The 16,983-nt window shown below is 55.4% G+C and carries 17 protein-coding genes; 7 read left to right on the top strand and 10 right to left on the bottom strand.

What is annotated here, in order from left to right:
• Both NP596_RS14000 and NP596_RS13995 read left to right on the top strand, forming a co-directional pair.
• Nucleotides 1–724 (top strand): ABC transporter ATP-binding protein (locus NP596_RS14000; RefSeq protein WP_256616008.1); only part of this gene is annotated, 724 nt, incomplete at its 5' end.
• Complete coding sequence (locus NP596_RS13995) at nt 721–1,482, top strand: ABC transporter permease (RefSeq protein ID WP_256616007.1); 762 nt, start codon at nt 721–723, stop codon at nt 1,480–1,482. The genes NP596_RS14000 and NP596_RS13995, both read left to right, overlap by 4 nt.
• Before the next feature lie 142 nt (nt 1,483–1,624).
• On the opposite strand, the gene NP596_RS13990 is transcribed toward NP596_RS13995, so the two are convergent.
• The 8 genes from NP596_RS13990 to NP596_RS13955 all read right to left on the bottom strand — a co-directional run bounded on the left by NP596_RS13990 (nt 1,625) and on the right by NP596_RS13955 (nt 8,019).
• Nucleotides 1,625–1,831: a hypothetical protein gene (locus tag NP596_RS13990; RefSeq protein ID WP_256616006.1), complete on the bottom strand. Its 207-nt coding sequence runs from the start codon at nt 1,829–1,831 to the stop codon at nt 1,625–1,627.
• Between the two features lie 30 nt (nt 1,832–1,861).
• On the bottom strand, nt 1,862–2,905 hold the full coding sequence (locus NP596_RS13985; RefSeq protein WP_256616005.1) for a sulfate/molybdate ABC transporter ATP-binding protein: 1,044 nt from the start codon (nt 2,903–2,905) through the stop codon (nt 1,862–1,864).
• Nucleotides 2,906–2,936: 31 nt separating this feature from the next.
• Nucleotides 2,937–3,821, bottom strand: a complete 885-nt coding sequence (gene cysW, locus NP596_RS13980) for a sulfate ABC transporter permease subunit CysW (protein WP_256616004.1) — start codon at nt 3,819–3,821, stop codon at nt 2,937–2,939.
• 11 nt (nt 3,822–3,832) lie between these two features.
• On the bottom strand, nt 3,833–4,660 hold the full coding sequence (cysT, locus tag NP596_RS13975; protein WP_256616003.1) for a sulfate ABC transporter permease subunit CysT: 828 nt from the start codon (nt 4,658–4,660) through the stop codon (nt 3,833–3,835).
• Nucleotides 4,661–4,787: 127 nt separating this feature from the next.
• The gene (locus tag NP596_RS13970; protein WP_256616002.1) at nt 4,788–5,792 is read right to left on the bottom strand and encodes a sulfate ABC transporter substrate-binding protein; all 1,005 of its coding nucleotides are present in this window, start codon (nt 5,790–5,792) and stop codon (nt 4,788–4,790) included.
• A gap of 178 nt (nt 5,793–5,970) precedes the next feature.
• Nucleotides 5,971–7,497, bottom strand: coding sequence for an alginate export family protein (locus tag NP596_RS13965; RefSeq protein ID WP_256616001.1), 1,527 nt, complete (start codon nt 7,495–7,497; stop codon nt 5,971–5,973).
• 102 nt (nt 7,498–7,599) lie between these two features.
• Nucleotides 7,600–7,770: a YezD family protein gene (locus tag NP596_RS13960; RefSeq protein ID WP_256616000.1), complete on the bottom strand. Its 171-nt coding sequence runs from the start codon at nt 7,768–7,770 to the stop codon at nt 7,600–7,602.
• Between the two features lie 87 nt (nt 7,771–7,857).
• On the bottom strand, nt 7,858–8,019 hold the full coding sequence (locus NP596_RS13955; RefSeq protein WP_256615999.1) for a hypothetical protein: 162 nt from the start codon (nt 8,017–8,019) through the stop codon (nt 7,858–7,860).
• Between the two features lie 267 nt (nt 8,020–8,286).
• On the opposite strand from NP596_RS13955, the gene NP596_RS13950 reads away from it, so the two are divergent.
• Entirely contained in the window at nt 8,287–9,642 is a 1,356-nt protein-coding gene (locus NP596_RS13950; RefSeq protein ID WP_256615998.1) for a sigma-54 interaction domain-containing protein, read from the top strand.
• Here NP596_RS13950 and NP596_RS13945 read toward each other — a convergent pair.
• The gene (locus tag NP596_RS13945) at nt 9,639–10,502 is read right to left on the bottom strand and encodes a PHP domain-containing protein (protein WP_256615997.1); all 864 of its coding nucleotides are present in this window, start codon (nt 10,500–10,502) and stop codon (nt 9,639–9,641) included. The two genes, NP596_RS13950 and NP596_RS13945, sit on opposite strands and share 4 nt — an antisense overlap.
• The gene (locus tag NP596_RS13940) at nt 10,502–12,298 is read right to left on the bottom strand and encodes an ABC transporter ATP-binding protein (protein ID WP_256615996.1); all 1,797 of its coding nucleotides are present in this window, start codon (nt 12,296–12,298) and stop codon (nt 10,502–10,504) included. The genes NP596_RS13945 and NP596_RS13940 overlap by 1 nt, the downstream gene beginning before the upstream one ends.
• Nucleotides 12,299–12,347: 49 nt before the next feature.
• On the opposite strand from NP596_RS13940, the gene NP596_RS13935 reads away from it, so the two are divergent.
• The 4 genes from NP596_RS13935 to ttcA form a co-directional block, all read left to right on the top strand.
• Nucleotides 12,348–14,306 carry a transglycosylase SLT domain-containing protein gene (locus NP596_RS13935; protein ID WP_256615995.1) on the top strand — a complete coding sequence of 653 codons (1,959 nt, stop codon included), beginning with the start codon at nt 12,348–12,350 and terminating at the stop codon, nt 14,304–14,306.
• A gap of 76 nt (nt 14,307–14,382) precedes the next feature.
• Nucleotides 14,383–14,898: a 3-hydroxyacyl-[acyl-carrier-protein] dehydratase FabA gene (gene fabA, locus NP596_RS13930; protein WP_256615994.1), complete on the top strand. Its 516-nt coding sequence runs from the start codon at nt 14,383–14,385 to the stop codon at nt 14,896–14,898.
• A gap of 10 nt (nt 14,899–14,908) precedes the next feature.
• Complete coding sequence (fabB, locus tag NP596_RS13925; RefSeq protein ID WP_256615993.1) at nt 14,909–16,129, top strand: beta-ketoacyl-ACP synthase I; 1,221 nt, start codon at nt 14,909–14,911, stop codon at nt 16,127–16,129.
• Nucleotides 16,130–16,177: 48 nt separating this feature from the next.
• On the top strand, nt 16,178–16,983 hold an 806-nt coding region (gene ttcA, locus NP596_RS13920; RefSeq protein WP_256615992.1), incomplete at its 3' end, for a tRNA 2-thiocytidine(32) synthetase TtcA.

Here is a 16,983-nt window from a genome sequence, read left to right as displayed (position 1 = left end):
TTTCCGCGCCGCGCGGGCCGCGATCGGCTTGGTGCCCCAGGAGTTGCATACGGACGCGTTCGAGACGGTATGGGCCACGGTCAATTTCAGCCGCGGGCTGTTCGGCCGGCCGCCCAACCCCGCCTACCTGGAAAAGGTGCTGCGCGACTTGTCTCTGTGGGACAAGCGCAACGCAAAAATCATGACCCTATCCGGCGGTATGAAACGCCGGGTGCTGATTGCCAAGGCCTTGGCGCACGAGCCATCGATCTTGTTTCTCGATGAGCCGAGCGCCGGCGTCGATGTGGAATTGCGCCACGACATGTGGCGCATGGTGCGCGAATTGCGCGCGCGGGGCACTACCATTATCCTGACCACCCACTACATCGAAGAGGCGGAAGAGATGGCGGACCGCATCGGCGTCATCGACAAGGGCGAACTGATCATGGTTGAAGACAAAGCCGTACTGATGCGCAAACTCGGCAAAAAGCAGCTCACGCTGACGTTGCGGCAGCCCATGGACGGCATTCCGGAAGCGCTCGGCGCCTGGCCGTTAGCGCTTGCCGAGGATGGCCACGCCCTGATTTACAGCTTCGATGGCCAGAAGGAAGAATCCGGCATCGCCGCACTGCTGCGCGCGCTAAACGAGCACGGTATCGATTTCAAGGATTTACGCTCCAGCGAGAGTTCGTTGGAGGACATTTTCGTCAGCCTGGTCCATCAATCCAAGGAGACACCGGCATGAATATCCACGGCATTCGCGCCATTTACCGCTTCGAAATGGCGCGCACCTTCCGAACCTTGGCGGAAAGCATCGCCGCGCCGGTACTGACTACCTCGCTGTACTTCATCGTCTTCGGCAAGGCCATCGGTTCGCGCATGGGCGATATCGACAGCGTCGGCTACGGCGCCTTCATCATTCCGGGTCTGGTGATGCTGAATTTACTCAACGAAAGCATCTCCAACGCCTCTTTCGGCATTTACATGCCCAGGTGGGCGGGCACTATTTATGAGCTGCTGTCGGCGCCGGTTTCCTGGGTGGAGGTGCTGATCGGTTATGTGGGGGCGGCCGCGACCAAGTCGGTGCTGCTGGGTTTGTTGATACTGGGCACCGCGCGCGTTTTCGTGCCCTATGAAATTGCCCATCCCGGCTGGATGGTCGCCTTTCTGCTGCTGACCGCCGTTACCTTTAGTTTATTCGGTTTCATTATCGGCCTGTGGGCCGACAGTTTCCAGAAGCTGCAGGTGGTGCCGATGCTGATCGTTACCCCGCTGACTTTTCTCGGCGGCGCGTTCTATTCGATCACTATGCTACCGCCGCTATGGCAGAAGATCACCCTGTTCAATCCGGTGGTGTATTTGATCAGCAGCTTTCGCTGGAGCTTTTACGGCATTGCCGATGTGAATGTCGCCATGAGCGTCGGCGCGACCTTTGGCTTTTTGCTGATCTGTCTGATCTTTGTCCGCTGGGTGTTTAAGAACGGGTACAAAATCAGAAGCTGAGACGGCGGCCGCGGGCTTAGCGTTACGGGGGAGTAGCGCATGAAACGGCTAAACGCTTTCGCAATTTGCCGACCCTCCCCCCTGTTTCAACGATAAAACGTTGGCTTCCAATTTTGCTTGCTTAACGATTAAAGCCAAATCGTTACCGGAATCGCACCGGTTTTTCAAAGCCGGTTGACACTATCAATTTCTTGCCAGTCCGCTGTAACAACGGACTGGCCAGTTCTTCTTCCAATAACCGAACCTGCATGCTGGCGGCTTGCACGACCTTGAGCTTCTCGACGGCTTTATACGGGTTGAACTCGGTTTCCGGCAAAAACCGCGGCAAATCAAGTTGGTTGAAATTCATGCCTATCTTCCCGGCGCTTCGCGATTGGGTTTAGTTAAACCAATGGGCATGCTTTATCCGTAACGCGACTCGGTCGCCTTTGTGCAGTGCCAATTCCCGAAATTGTTCGTTGGGCATTTCGGCATAAATCGTACTGCCCGAGCCGTTATGGCCGTCACGGTTGAGTTCCAGCCGTATCGTGCCGCCCAGGTGTTGCCAGTCTTTCAAAAACACCCGTGAATTCGTCGCATCGGTTACTTTTTCTACATCGATGTTGTGCGGCCGTACATGGGCGACAGTGCCTTTCGGTTCATCGACGATGATGCCGGTGCTTTTCAGCCAGTGCTGTTCGTCGCCTTCGATATGAAACACATTGGTTTGGCCGATAAAGCGGGACACAAAGTCGCTTTGCGGCTGATCGTAAATTTCGCTGGGCGTGCCTTTTTGTTCGATCTTGCCGTGATTGAGGACTACGATCTGGCTGGCCACTTCCATGGCTTCCTCCTGGTCGTGGGTGACGAAGATGCTGGTGACATTCAATTCATGATGCAGATGCCGCAGCCACAGGCGTAAATCCTTGCGTACGCTGGCATCCAGGGCGCCGAAGGGTTCGTCCAGCAGCAACACCGAAGGTTCCACCGCCAAGGCTCTCGCTAACGCGATGCGCTGGCGTTGGCCGCCGGAAAGCTGGTCGGGGAATCTATCGTGCAGCCAGTCAAGTTGCACCAATTGCAGCAAGGCATGTACTTTGTCCTTTATTTGCGCTTCGCCGGGTCTTTCCTTGCGTGGTTTTACCCGTAAACCAAAGGCAATATTGTCGAATACCGTCATGTGCCGGAACAAGGCGTAGTGTTGAAACACGAAGCCGATCCGGCGGTTTTTCACCGGTTGATCGGTGACGTTGTCGCCCTTCAGAAACACGTCGCCTTGATCGGCCTGCTCCAGGCCGGCGATGATGCGCAGCAAGGTGGTTTTGCCGCAGCCGGACGGCCCCAACAAGGCCACCAGTTCCCCTTCGGGAATGTCCAGGTTGATGTCGTCCAAGGCCTTGAAGGCGCCGAACTGTTTGCTGATGTGTTGTAAGGTAATACTCATGGCGTTTCTCGCAAAATTCGTGGTCTTATCGTCATTCGGCGGCGGCTTGTCTTGCCGCCTTTAAATCTTGTTTCTGCTTCCATTCCAGGACGGTTTTTACCACCAGGGTTACCACCGCCAGTCCAGCCGATAAAGAGGCGCTGGCAAAGGCGCCGACGAAGTCGTATTCGTTGTAGCTGGTTTCGACATGCAGCGGCAGGGTATTGGTCAGGCCACGGATATGGCCGGATACCACCGATACCGCGCCGAATTCGCCCATGGCTCGGGCGTTGCAGAGCAAGACGCCGTACAACAGCCCCCACTTGATGTTGGGCACGGTAATCTTGAAAAAAGTCTGCCAGCCGTTGGCGCCCAGCGACAAAGCGGCTTCCTCTTCTTCGTGGCCGATTTCCTGCATCAACGGGATCAATTCCCGCGCTACGAAGGGAAAGGTCACGAATAAGGTGGCCAGCACGATGCCGGGCACGGCGAAAATGACTTTAATGTCGTGAGCGGACAGCCACGGCCCTATCCAGCCCTGGGCGCCGAAAATCAACACGTAAATCAAGCCGGCAATCACCGGCGATACCGAAAACGGCAAGTCGATCAGGGTGATCAACAGGTTTTTACCCCAAAACTCAAAGCGGGCAATGGCCCAGGCCGCCGACACGCCGAACACGGTGGTCAGCGGCACGGTAATGGCCGCCACCAGCAAGGTCAGGCGCATGGCAGCCAGGGCGTCCGGTTCCGCTAAACTGGCCGCGTAAGTCGACCAGCCCTTGGCGAAGGCCTCGATCAACACCGTCGCCAAAGGCAAAATCAAAAACAACACTATGGTTAGCAGGCTGATAATGACCAGGGTATGCCGCACCCAGGCCGAGTCGTTCAAGGTCAGCGGCTTGGCGCGGTGGCTAAAACCGGGATTTATGGCGCTCATGTTGATACCTCTTATAGTTGACCGTTACGGCGGCGCATCCACCATTGCAGACCGTTAATCATTAACAGTAAAACAAACGACAGCAGCAACATGATCAGGCCGATGGCGGTGGCGCCGGCGTAGTCGTATTGTTCCAGTTTGGTGATGATCAACAGCGGCACGACTTCAGAGACATAGGGCATGTTGCCGGCGATGAAGATGACCGAACCGTATTCGCCGACACCACGGGCAAATGCCAGCGCGAAACCGGTGATTGCCGCCGGCAGAATGTTGGGTAGTATGATATTGGTAAAGGCCTGCCAACGATTGGCGCCGAGACTGGCGGCGGCCTCTTCCATGGCGCTATCGAATTCCTGTAGTACCGGCTCGATGGTGCGCACCACGAACGGCAGGCCGATGAAGATCAATGCAAACACGATGCCCAGCGGTTTGTAGGCAATTTGAACACCGATGGCGTCCATCACCCATTTGCCTATCCAGCCCTTGGGCTCGTAAATGGTCGCCAGCACGATGCCGGCCACGGCAGTCGGCAGGGCAAATGGCAGATCAATCAAGGCATCGAAGATTTTTTTACCGGGAAATGGGTAGCGTACCAAGCACCAGGCGATGACGGAACCTAATACGGCCGCTATACCGGCCGCGATCAGGGCCGCGCCGAAGCTGACCCGGAATGATGTCAACACTCGCCGGCTGGTCAAAATTTCCCAAAACTGATCCAGGCTGAGTTGCAGGGTTTTTAGCAGCATCGCGCTGAGCGGTATCAATACGATCAGCGCCAGATAAAACAGCGTGAAACCGAGCGCCGGGCGAAATCCCGGCATGATGTGGCTTTGTGGCATAAATTCGGTGGTTAAGTCAGTTAAAAAACAGCGGTGTTATATCTCTCATCCGTTTTTTGCTTGCCAGCGGCAGCCGGCAATCAGTGGGGACGGCTATCGCCATCCCCGCATCAACAGTTAGCATCGATCAAGGGGTATAGATTTGGTCAAAAGTACCGCCGTCGTTGAAATGCTCTGCTTGCGCCTTGGCCCAGCCGCCGAATTGCTGATCCACCGTGAATAACTCCAGTTGCGGAAAGCGTTTCAAGTCGTCAGGGGCGGCGTGTTCCGGCTGGAATGGCCGGTAAAAATGCTTGGCCGCCAGTTTTTGTCCCACGGGTGAAAACAGGTATTGCAAGTACGCCTCGGCCAAATCGCGGGTGCCGTTTTTGTCGACGATTTTGTCGACCACGGTGACCGGTGTTTCGGCTTTGATACTGACCGGTGGCACCACGATTTCATATTCGCTGGGGCCGTATTCTTTGAGGGCCAGAAAGCCTTCGTTTTCCCAGGTAATCAACACATCGCCGATACCGCGCTGAATAAAGGTAGTGGTCGAGCCGCGCGCGCCGGAATCCAGTACCGGCACGTTTTTATACAGTTTCTTGACGAAATCCTTGGCGGCGTCCTTGCTGCCGAAACTTTTTTCCGCGAATGCCCAGGCCGCCAGATAGTTGTAGCGGGCGCCGCCGGATGTCTTGGGATTGGGGGTAATCACCGATACGCCTTCTTTGGTCAGATCGTCCCAGTTTTTGATGGCTTTAGGATTGCCCTTGCGCACCAGAAACACAATGGTCGAGGTATACGGCAGGCTGTTGTTGGGCAAACGGCTTTGCCAATCTTTCGGCAACAGCCGGGCGCGTTCGGCAATTTGATCGATGTCGTAGGACAGCGCCAAGGTCAACACATCGGCTTCCAGACCGTCGATCACGGCACGGGTTTGTTTGCCGGCCCCCCCATGGGATTGCTGAATCGCCACGTCCTCACCGGTTTTATCTTTCCAGTATTGGACGAATGCTTTGTTAAAGTCCTGATACAGCTCACGGGTTGGGTCGTAAGATACATTGAGCAAGGTACGATCGGCCCAAGCGTGGCCGCTAAGCAGTAAGGACAAGCCGACCAGCAACGGTTTCAGGGTTTTGGTAAATGGCATGATGCCTCCTTAAGTAGTAAAAGTGGTTACGCTGTGCTTTGGAGTGCGCACAGCATAGGCCACCTCGAATTGCAATTAAAACGATAGTTTTAGAATTAAATATCTTATATTAAGATATATAAAGCCGTACCTTTCCCCTCCGCCGGAACCCGGCTCCGGATGCTAAGCTTGCCAGGGCTTATTGGTATTTGGGTTTGCCGTCGCCAAAGGCATTCAGGGAAACCTCGAAATAGAAAAAGTTGCTGGGCTCGTTGGTAAAGGGGCCCGCGCTTGCGCTGACGGTTTGATTAAACGACTGGGTAAAATCGCCGGGGGTAAAGCGGGCATAACTCAGGCTCCAATCGACATAAGGGTTGAGTTTGTGGCGCAGGCGGATGTCGAATTCGTGCCCCAGGAAACTGCCGCTTTGTCCGCTACGATCACGCAAGTTGGCGCGGTTCCAGGCATCGGATTCGCTTTGCAGCCAGTAGGCGTTGTAGCCCATGTCGACGCGTACATCCTTATACGGGGTAAACTCCAGCCTGGTTTTGGGGGCGTGGATGTTGTCCCAGGAAAAATAATCGTTGCGCGACCAGGGTTGGTTAAAGCCGTAGAAGGCATCGAAGCGGTTATTGATGCTGTCGTTGGCGTCCTTATCGCCGCTGCCGTAGCCGTAATACAGGCTGGCCCTGGGCTTCCAGTCGTGATCGAAGCTGTAGCCGAGTTCCAGCGAGTAGGCCAGGGCATCGTGCTGACGCTGCACTTGTCCCAAAGCGCTGTTATTCAAGGCACCGGAACGGCCGAATTGCTTGTTGAGGTCGGCGTCGAAATCGAAGCCGCTATCCCATAGCAAACCGTAGACACGCAAACCGGGGGCATAAATATCCATGTCGGCCTTACGGTTGGCAACCACCCGATTCAGCGGGTCGCCATTGACTTTGCGCCCCAATACGTAGGGCTGAAGGGTGACATAGTCCGACCATTGCTTCAGACTCAGCACCGCACCGTAAATCCAGGTATCTTCATCAGGCTGGTCGAATTTGTTCATGGTCCGTTCCACCGGCTGGAAGGCGAAGGTATCCAGGTCCCAGTTGTTCTGTTTCTTGCCGAAGCGCACCCGCACCCCTTCGAAATTGTTGGTAGTGTTGCGGAACTGGTTGTTGCCGATCATGCGCCTATCCAGCAACTCCAGCGACTGGCGGCCGGCGCGAATGCTGATGGGGCGATTGTGGCCCAGGGCGTTGGCGAAATACAGTTCGCCGTAGCCTTGAATCAATTCGAACTCGTTGACGTCGGCGTCGGTTTTTTCGTAGATGCTGTTGTGACTGCGGGCGTCTTCGAATTCCACAGCGAACCGCAAGGGATCCAGTATATCCTTGACGCCGACATAGGCGCGGGTGCGCAGCAACCAGAGGTTATCCGGGTCGTTACGATACTTGTTCAACGTGGCGCCGGTGGAGGGGTTGGTACGCCGGCGCAGGTCGTTTTCCCGGTACTCGTAGCGGGTACGGAAGTCCAGACCGACATCCAGCCATTCCACATCGCGGAATTGTTCGAACTGGGTTTTGCTTAAATTGCGTACATAGGCGGGAGGATCGGTTTCCGGCTCGACGCGATAACCTTTGGTCTTGCGGTAATAGTCTTCGGCAGCGGCAAGCTGAGGTAATATCAGCAAGGCACTTGCCAATCGGGTTTTGCTATTAAAGGTAAAAAAATGCCGTTTCATGGCTGACTTCTCCAGTGAAAATTAAAGTAATTAAGTGGCTTTAATCACCATAACTTCCGGTGGTCCGGTCAGCTAAGGCCCAAGTAATCAAGACGTCTAGGCCTAGTTACTCAGTCTAAATTTTTCGTGTTTCTCAATTTGCACGACTCGACCGTCATGCACGACCAGTTCGATCGAACCAAAGCGAATATCCTGCAGGAGCGACTCGACAATCCGCGCAATATCCCGGCTTTGCACTAATTTGAATAAATCAGCCTCCTCTGCATCCGCCATATTGACCTCCTTTAAATGTTGACAAAAGCGTTAACTGTGTTGCCTTCGGGAGTGCATAGTAAAGAAAACGGCGATGCAGATAAAACGTTAAGTTTCGATGTATTTATCTAAAAAATGAATATGCTTGCAGGCGATGACTGCATCCATTAATTTGATGCGGCCTGCCGGTTTAAATCTAAAAAAAATGCCGGGAGCATCGACCATTGCAACGCTCCCGGCCAAGAAAATGCACGCGGCTGATGCGCGCATTAGGGGGATGTAACCAGTGTTTTTTGAAACATTCGCTCAAATTCGGTTAACGCGACGGTTTCGAATTTATCGCTACTTTTCTATAAGCTATATCCATGCCAAGCCTACAAAATAGCTCAACAGCCTATGTATCGTCCGATTTATTGCCTTAACAGCAAGCCATACGGCATCCAGAAGTTTCATTTGAAACAAATTTACCTCGCCACATGAAACAAATGCTAAACGCGTGTTAAAATTGCAACATTTTGAAACAATCGCAAAGCTTCCATGAGCCAATCCTCGCCGTTTTTTAACCGCTGGCTAAGCCAAATCGGCCCCGACCAGGTCATTACCATACTCACCGATCTGGTGGACGCCGGCGCGGTGTTTGCCGTGGATGCAGACGGCAAAATTCTGTTCTGGAGCAAGGGCGCCGAAAAATTGTTCGGCTTGGCCGCCGAAGCGGTAATCGGCAAAGTCTGCACCGAAGCCTTGAATTGCGACGAAGGCCGCGACCCCTGCGGCTTGGCGGAACATGGCGCCATTAAGGACCAATTGGTGAAATTGCGCCGCCCCGACGGCAACAGCCTAAGCTGCTATCGCACCGCGCGAGCGTTTTTCGCCGCCGACGGCCGTTTCGCCGGCGCTTTGGAATTTTTGCAACCGCGGGCGGCAACCGCGCCCAGCGCCAAATCGCTGACCGATAGCGACAGTTTTCATGGCATTTTGTCGCGCGACCCCGCCATGCAGGAAGCGATAAAAATTATCCGCAATGTGGCCGAAACCGAAGCGACCGTGCTGATTCGCGGCGAATCCGGCACCGGCAAGGAATTGGTGGCGCACGCACTGCACCTAGAAAGCAGCCGCGGCAATAAACCGTTTCTGGCCATCAACTGCGCGGCGCTGACGCCGAGCCTGTTGGAAAGCGAGCTTTTCGGCCATGTAAAAGGCGCGTTTACCGGGGCGATGCGCAACCATGCCGGCCTGTTTCAGCGCGCCCACGGCGGCACTTTATTTTTGGACGAAGTGGCGGAACTGCCGTTGGAACTGCAGGCCAAGTTGCTGCGGGTTTTGCAGGAGCAAAGTTTTATCCCGGTGGGCGCCGATGCCGCCATCAATGTCGATGTGCGCATCATCGCCGCCACCCACCGCTCGTTACGCGAGGAAGTCAAAGCCGGACGGTTTCGGGAAGATTTGATGTACCGGCTGCGGGTGGTGCCGGTATTTTTACCGCCGTTGCGGGAAAGACGCCAGGATGTCAATTTATTGTTGTGGCAATGCATACAGCAGCATAACCGGCACGGCCGCCGCCATGTCGACAGCATCGCCCCGGAAGCCATGCGCCGCTTGCTGGATTACCGCTGGCCGGGTAATGTCAGGGAATTGAAAAACGTGGTCGAATATGCGTTCGCGGTGGGACGGGGTAATGAAATTACCTTGGACGACCTGCCGCCGGAATTTCGGGAAGCATCCCCAACCTACAGCGCCGCGCCGCCACTAATCGGCGGCAACCGGCGCGCCAACGAAGCCGACCTGATCCGCGAAGCGCTGCAAAACGCCGGCGGGCATTTGGAAACCGCCGCCAAACTGGTCGGCATGAGCCGGGCCACCTTTTGGCGCAAGCGTAAAAAATACGGGCTTTAATGAATGTCCGCAACCAGCGGTAGTTCGGGTAGAAATAACGACCAAACCGGTTCCGCGCCCGCGGGTAATGGCGCCAGCCGGCCCAATTCGACCCACTGGTTTTCCGGGGTATGAAAATCCGAGCCAACCGACGCCAGCAGCCGGTGCTTGCGGGTCAATTGCAAACTCAGCAGAATGTCGTCCGCGGACGCTCGCCCCGTCACCACCTCCACGCCCTGCCCGCCGAATTGTTTGAAGGCGGTCAGCGCCTTATCCATCCATTTAAAACTCAGGCTATACCGCAACGGGTGCGCCAGCACGGCAACGCCGCCGGCCGCGCGTATCCAGCCGACCGCCTCCTCCAGACCGGCCCATTGGGTTGGGACGAATGCCGGTTTGCCTTTGCTCAGGTAGCGGTCGAAGGCATCCTGCTGGGTGGCGACATAGCCTTGCGCAACCAGAAAATCGGCAAAATGCGAGCGAGTGATTTCGCCGTTGCCCGCCGCCCGAGTCACGGCTTCATGCGCCCCGGCAATGCCTTTTTTTTGCAGTTTTTCGGCGATTTTCAGCGCCCGTTGCTCGCGCAGGCTTTGTTGCTTGGCCAATCCGTCGATCAGTATCGGCTGCTCCGCATCGATATTCAGGCCGATAATATGCAGGCATTGGTGGGCATGCAACGCCGACAATTCGATGCCCGGTATCAAGCGTATGCCGCAATCTTCCGCCGCTTGCGCGGCTTCCCGCAGACCGGCCGTGGTGTCGTGATCGGTCAATGCCAGCGCCGTCACGCCCTGCCGATGGGCTCGCCGCACCACTTCGGCGGGCGCTAAAGCCCCGTCCGACGCCGTGGAGTGGCAATGTAAATCGTAGTTGTCTTGCATTATTGATATTCACCGTAAAGTTTTGCATACAGGCCGTTTTGCTGAATCAGGGCCTCGTGCCTGCCCTGCTCGCAGATTTGGCCTTCTTCGAACACGTAGACATGCTCGGCTTGTTTGACCGCGCTGAGGCGATGGGCAATGATGATGGTGGTTCTGCCGTTTAAAAATTCGTTCAGGGCATGGTGTAATTTATACTCGGTTTCGCTATCCAGGGCCGAGGTCGCTTCGTCCAGAATGACGACGGAAGGCTTGCTGACTATCATACGCGCAATCGCCATGCGCTGCCGTTGGCCGCCGGACAAACGCATGCCCTGCCGCCCGACCACTGTATCCAGACCGTTTGCCAGTTCGGCCACGGTAGCCTTCAGTTGCGCCAGTTCCAGTGCATACCACAGTTCGCTATCGTCGATGTCCCGACCCAGGGTCAGATTGGCGCGGATGGTGTCGTTCAACAGCGCCGGATGCTGTAACACCGTGGCTACGTGTTCGCGCACCACATCCAGACCGATGCGGTCGATAGGCACGCCGTCGAAATAAATCATGCCTTGATTGGGCGGGTAGAGCCCGATCAAAGTTTGCGCCAAGGTGGATTTGCCGCCGCCGCTGGCGCCGACCAAGGCGATTTTTTCCCCGGCCTTGATGTGCAGATTGATGCCGTTCAGCACCGGTTCGTCCTTGTAACTAAAATGCAAATCCTTCACCGTAACGGAGACGGTCTTGGCCGCCAGGAACGGATTTTCCAGGTGCGGATATTCCGGTTCCCGTTGCAGCAGCGTCAACTGGTTGATTCTGGCAAGCGCGGCCTTGGCGGCGTAAAACGCCTGCTGGATACCGAGAATTTCCTGCACCGGCGCCATCATGAACCATAAATAGCCGAACACGGCCAACATTTGCCCGATGCTGAGATCGGAATACAGCACCATCAACATGGCGGTGGCGCGAAAAATGTCGAACCCGAACAAAAATGTCAGAAAACTCAAGCGGATGGCCGCGTCGCTTTTCCAGGCGAACACTGTGGAATGGTTTTTCACCGCCAACGCGCTGTTGATCAATTGCCGGCAATAATGTTCCTCGCGGTTACTGGCGCGAATCTGGTTGATGGCTTCCAGGGTTTCGCTCAAGGCCTGCTGGAACACGCTGTAGGCCTTGTTTTCGTTGGCTTTTAAATCCTTGATTTTCGAGCCTATGGACTTGGCGAAATAGATCACCACCGGATTTAAAAAGATGATGAACAAACCCAGTTGCCAATGCATCCACAGCAAAATCACCGCCGTACCCAGCACTGTCAGACAGGCCACCAGCAGTTTGCTGATGGTGGTGCCGATAAAGTTATCCAGCGTGTCCAGATCGGTCACCATATGCGCCGTCACGGTACCGCTACCCAGGCTTTCGTATTCCGACATCGAGATATGCTGCAATTGATGCACCAGACTCTTGCGTATCCGGAAGATCACGTCCTTGGCGATGTTGGAAAACTGGCGGGTCTGGATGATATTCAGGGCCAAGGCAAACAGGCGCAGCAACAAGCTGACCAACAATACCCCGGCGATATAGACGATGGGTTGCCGCCATTCGGCGGCCAAAAACGGATCGACTGTCCGCAATACCAGCCCCGGGTTCTGCAGCAACACCTCGTCCACCAATAGCGGCATCAGTAAGGGCACCGGCACGCTGGCCAGGGTAGCCAGCACGGCAATGAAGTGCCCCGCCACCAAATGTTTTTTATGCTGTAAGGCTATGCGAAAAATGTAATGCCAGGAATAATGGGATTTGCTGGGCGAGAATGGTGTTTTCAATGTTTAAGCATAATGGGTTGGGCCAAGGGGATTATAATGGTTTATGTTTTTGGCAAAAACCATTTCAGCCTTGGGTTTATTGATGAATTCCATGAAGATCGCCGCCCGCCTGCTACTGCTGGCTTGCCTGCCCGCATCCGGCTTATCGGCCGGAGCAGACACCGAGCGCGGTCTGGCTGCGATGCGCACCACCTTTTTACAGGCTGAACAATACATCAAACAAAACCGCGAGGATGACTATTTTGCACTGGCGGATACGTTAAAAACCTATCCGCTCTATCCCTATCTGCAATACCAATGGCTGGCCAATCACCTGGATGACGAAAAATCCGTGCGGGCGTTTTTGCTGGAAAACGCCGATAGCCGCTATGCGCAGTTACTGCACCTCAAGTGGATGGCGCATCTAGGCCAGCAGCGGCAATGGCTGTCTTTTATCAATTTTTACAACAACAGCAACGATACGGAATTACAGTGCTATTTTGCCCAGGCGCAATACGGCAATGGAGAACAACAAGCCGCGCTGGAAAGCGCCAAACAATTTTGGCTGAGCGGTAAAACCCTGCCCGCGGCCTGCGATGCATTATTCGGAGCCTTACAATCTTCGTCCTTCTTGACCGCCGAATTGATCCGGCAACGTTTCCAGGCCGCCCTGAAACTGAATAATGCGGCCTTGGCCAAACAATTACTGCCGCTGTTTGACCACCGGGACCGCGCCTTGGCCGAACAATGGCTCAAACTGCATAACCAGCCGGAACTGGTTACGCAAGCGGCGGCTTGGCGGCGCGACGATCCGCAAGCCGGTCAGCTGTTTGCGCACGCCATAACCCGCTGGCTGGAAAGCGACCCGCGGGCCGCGTTATCGGCATGGGATACGCATCGGCAGTCGTTCAAAATCCCCGCCGAAACCGTGGCCGACACCGAAAAACGCTTGGGCATGGCCCTGGCCTTCCGCCGCGACAAACGCGCCTATGCCAAACTGGCCCAGTATGCCGGCGACGACGATTCCGCCCGGGAATGGCGGGTGCGGGCCGCGCTGAACCAACAGCAATGGCCGGAGGTACTGACGGCGATTGCGGCCTTAAGCGAAGCCGCCAGACAGGAAGACAAATGGCAATATTGGCAAGCCAGGGCCTTAACGGCGACCGGCCAACCGCAACAGGCGGCCGCCATCTTCCAAGCCATCGCCGCGCACCGGGGTTTTTACGCCTTTCTGGCCGCCGACTATTTGCGGCAGGATATTCAGCTGAACCATAGGCCGGTAACCGCCACGGAACGGGAAGTCGACGCATTACAAAAATCCAGCGCGTTTCAAGTCATCGACGAACTATTAGCCATCGACCGCAAGTCCGAAGCCGTCGGGCAATGGCGGCATGCCATCGCCGACCTGGACAACCGGCAATTACAAGTTGCCGCCAAACTGGCGCAAGACCGGCAATGGCCTTCAATGGCCATATTCACGCTGGCCAAGGCCCAGCATTGGGACGATATGGAACTGCGTTTCCCCTTGTGGTTCAACAACCAAATTCAAAGCAACGCCGACCGGAACCAGCTCGATCCCGCGCTGGTTTTTGCGTTGATCAGGCAAGAAAGCGCATTCGACGAATTTGCCGGCTCCCCCGCCGGCGCGATCGGCTTGATGCAAGTGATGCCCAAAACCGCCAGGCAAATTGCCGGCGAGCTCCGACAAGACTGGAATAACGATTTCAATTTACTCAACCCTGACATTAATATCCGCTACGGCAGCTATTATTTCAAAAAAGTATTGGACCAATTCGGCGGCCACTTTGTACTGGCCGCAGCGGCCTATAACGCCGGCGCCAACCGTATCAAACAATGGCTACCCAAGGATCAAGCCTTGCCGGCCGATATTTGGATAGAAACCATACCCTACAAAGAGACCCGCGGTTATGTGTCTTCGGTATTGATGTACGCGTTGATCTATCAGCAGCGCCTGAACCGGCACAGCTTAAAAACCGGCGATTTATTGCGGGCAATAAATCCCGGCTAAAAATTGAGCTGATTTTTTGACCCGACTATTGGATAATGGGCGGAGTTTTCAGCTTATTTACCAGGTACAGATTTAAATGGAGAAACAGCACAGTTTCACGCGCGAAGAATTATTAATGTCCGGTCGCGGCGAATTATACGGCCCTAAAAACGCGCAACTCCCCCTCCCCCCCATGCTGATGATGGACCGCATCGTGCATATGTCGGATGAAGGCGGCAAGTACGGCAAAGGCGAAATCATAGCTGAACTCGATATTACTCCCGATCTGTGGTTCTTCGACTGCCATTTCCAAGGAGACCCGGTCATGCCCGGCTGCCTGGGTCTGGACGCCATGTGGCAACTGGTGGGTTTCTATCTGTGCTGGATGGGCGGCCCCGGCAAGGGCCGCGCCCTGGGCTGCGGCGAGGTCAAATTTACCGGCCAAGTGCTACCCACCGCCAAAAAAGTCGTCTACAAAATCGACCTGAAACGGGTGATTTTGCGCAAACTGGTGATGGGCATCGCCGACGCCACCATGGAAGTGGACGGCAAGCAAATTTACGAAGCCACCGATTTACGGGTCGGCTTGTTTACTTCTACTCAAGATTTTTAAGGGCCCTCTCATGAGACGCGCGGTTGTAACAGGTTTAGGCATAGTCTCCAGCATCGGCAATAACCGGGATGAAGTCGTCGCATCGCTCAGGGCCGGACGTTCCGGCGTCGTGCATGCCGACATTTATCAGGAACTAGGCTTCAGAAGCCATGTGCACGCGCCGGTCAATCTGGATCTGGACGAGGTCATCGACCGGAAAATCAAACGTTTCATGGGCGACGGCGCGGCCTATAACTATGTCGCCATGGCTCAGGCCATCGCCGACTCCGGTCTGGAAGAGGCGCAAGTTTCCAATGTCCGCACCGGCTTGGTGATGGGTTCCGGCGGCCCGTCTACATCCAACGTCGTCGATGCCGCCGACATCCTGCGCTCGAAAGGCGTTAAAAAAGTCGGCCCCTATATGGTGCCGCGCGCCATGTCCAGCACCAATACCGCCTGTCTGGCCACGCCTTACAAAATCAAGGGCGTCAACTACAGCATCAGTTCCGCCTGCGCCACCAGCGCGCATTGTATCGGCCACGCCATGGAACTGATTCAATTGAACAAACAAGACGTGGTGTTTGCCGGCGGCGGCGAGGAACTGCACTGGACCATGTCGGTGTTGTTCGATGCGATGGGTGCGTTGTCGTCAAAATATAACGACACGCCGGCAACGGCTTCCCGCCCTTACGACGCCACCCGCGACGGCTTCGTGATTTCCGGCGGCGGCGGTGTGCTGGTGATCGAAGAACTGGAGCATGCCAAAGCCCGCGGCGCCAAAATCTATGCCGAGCTGGTCGGCTATGGCGCCACCTCCGACGGCTACGATATGGTGCAACCGTCCGGCGAAGGCGCCGTGCGCTGCATGCAGCAAGCCATGGCCACGGTTGACGGCAAAATCGATTACATCAACGCCCACGGCACCAGCACTCCGGTTGGCGACACCCGCGAACTGGAAGCCTTGCGCAACGTATTCGGCGCCGACAACATTCCCGCGGTTAGCTCCACTAAATCCTTGACAGGACATGCCTTGGGCGCCGCCGGCGTCAACGAAGCAATTTATTCGCTGTTGATGATGCAGGAAAACTTTCTCAGCGCCTCCGCCAACATCACCGAACTGGATCCGCAGGCGGCCGGCATACCCATCGTCCGCGAACTGCGGGAAAATGTGACATTAAATACCATCATGTCCAACAGTTTCGGTTTCGGCGGCACCAACGCCACGCTGATTTTCCAGCGTTATAACGGTTAATTTTCTGTGGCCGGAGCCACTCGCTCCGGCTGCCAGCCTCATTACGCAATGTCCGACTTAGCACAAAAATCCCGCACTCAATTCAATAAGTTGCAGAAACGCCTGCGCCGTTGCGTCGGCGAAGCCATAGCCGATTTCAACATGATAGAAGACGGCGACAAAATCATGGTCTGCCTGTCCGGTGGTAAAGACTCTTATACGATGTTGGATATTCTGCTGAATTTGCAGAAAACCGCGCCAGTAAGCTTCGAAATCATCGCCGTCAACCTGGACCAAAAGCAGCCGAGTTTTCCCGAGCATGTGCTGCCGGCGTATCTGCAATCCATCGGCGTGCCTTTCCATATCATCGAGCACGACACCTACAGCATCGTTAAACGCATCATCCCGGAAGGCAAAACCACCTGCAGCCTATGCTCGCGCTTGCGTCGCGGCACTTTGTACGGCTTCGCCAAGGAACACAACATCACCAAAATCGCCTTGGGCCACCACCGCGAAGACATTATCGAAACCTTTTTTCTGAACCTGTTTTACGCCGGCAAGCTTAAAGCCATGCCGCCCAAACTGCTCAGCGACGACAAACAAAACATCATTATCCGCCCGTTGGCCTATTGCCGGGAAAAAGACATCAACCGCTTTGCGGCCTTTAAGAAATTTCCCATCATTCCCTGCAACCTGTGCGGCTCGCAGGAAAACCTGCAACGCAAGGCCATGAAGCAGATGCTGGCGGGTTGGGACAAACAATTTCCGGGCCGGCTGGAAACCATTTTCGCCGGCTTGCAAAACATCGCCCCCTCGCAAATGGCCGACACAGGACTGTTCGACTTTGCCGGCCTGCGGCGCGACCCCGACGCGTT

The sequence above is a fragment of the Methylomonas rivi genome (assembly GCF_024505165.1).
Taxonomy (GTDB): domain Bacteria; phylum Pseudomonadota; class Gammaproteobacteria; order Methylococcales; family Methylomonadaceae; genus Methylomonas; species Methylomonas rivi.
This window is presented reverse-complemented; position numbering and strand designations above follow the sequence as displayed.

Excerpts from the sequence above, each read along its gene's own strand:
- NP596_RS13995 (WP_256616007.1), top strand. The coding sequence starts at position 721 with ATGAATATCCACGGCATTCGCGCCATTTACCGCTTCGAAATGGCGCGC.
- NP596_RS13990 (WP_256616006.1), bottom strand. The coding sequence starts at position 1,831 with ATGAATTTCAACCAACTTGATTTGCCGCGGTTTTTGCCGGAAACCGAG.
- NP596_RS13985 (WP_256616005.1), bottom strand. The coding sequence starts at position 2,905 with ATGAGTATTACCTTACAACACATCAGCAAACAGTTCGGCGCCTTCAAG.
- cysW (WP_256616004.1), bottom strand. The coding sequence starts at position 3,821 with ATGAGCGCCATAAATCCCGGTTTTAGCCACCGCGCCAAGCCGCTGACC.
- cysT (WP_256616003.1), bottom strand. The coding sequence starts at position 4,660 with ATGCCACAAAGCCACATCATGCCGGGATTTCGCCCGGCGCTCGGTTTC.
- NP596_RS13970 (WP_256616002.1), bottom strand. The coding sequence starts at position 5,792 with ATGCCATTTACCAAAACCCTGAAACCGTTGCTGGTCGGCTTGTCCTTA.
- NP596_RS13965 (WP_256616001.1), bottom strand. The coding sequence starts at position 7,497 with ATGAAACGGCATTTTTTTACCTTTAATAGCAAAACCCGATTGGCAAGT.
- NP596_RS13960 (WP_256616000.1), bottom strand. The coding sequence starts at position 7,770 with ATGGCGGATGCAGAGGAGGCTGATTTATTCAAATTAGTGCAAAGCCGG.
- NP596_RS13955 (WP_256615999.1), bottom strand. The coding sequence starts at position 8,019 with ATGCGCGCATCAGCCGCGTGCATTTTCTTGGCCGGGAGCGTTGCAATG.
- NP596_RS13950 (WP_256615998.1), top strand. The coding sequence starts at position 8,287 with ATGAGCCAATCCTCGCCGTTTTTTAACCGCTGGCTAAGCCAAATCGGC.
- NP596_RS13945 (WP_256615997.1), bottom strand. The coding sequence starts at position 10,502 with ATGCAAGACAACTACGATTTACATTGCCACTCCACGGCGTCGGACGGG.
- fabA (WP_256615994.1), top strand. The coding sequence starts at position 14,383 with ATGGAGAAACAGCACAGTTTCACGCGCGAAGAATTATTAATGTCCGGT.
- fabB (WP_256615993.1), top strand. The coding sequence starts at position 14,909 with ATGAGACGCGCGGTTGTAACAGGTTTAGGCATAGTCTCCAGCATCGGC.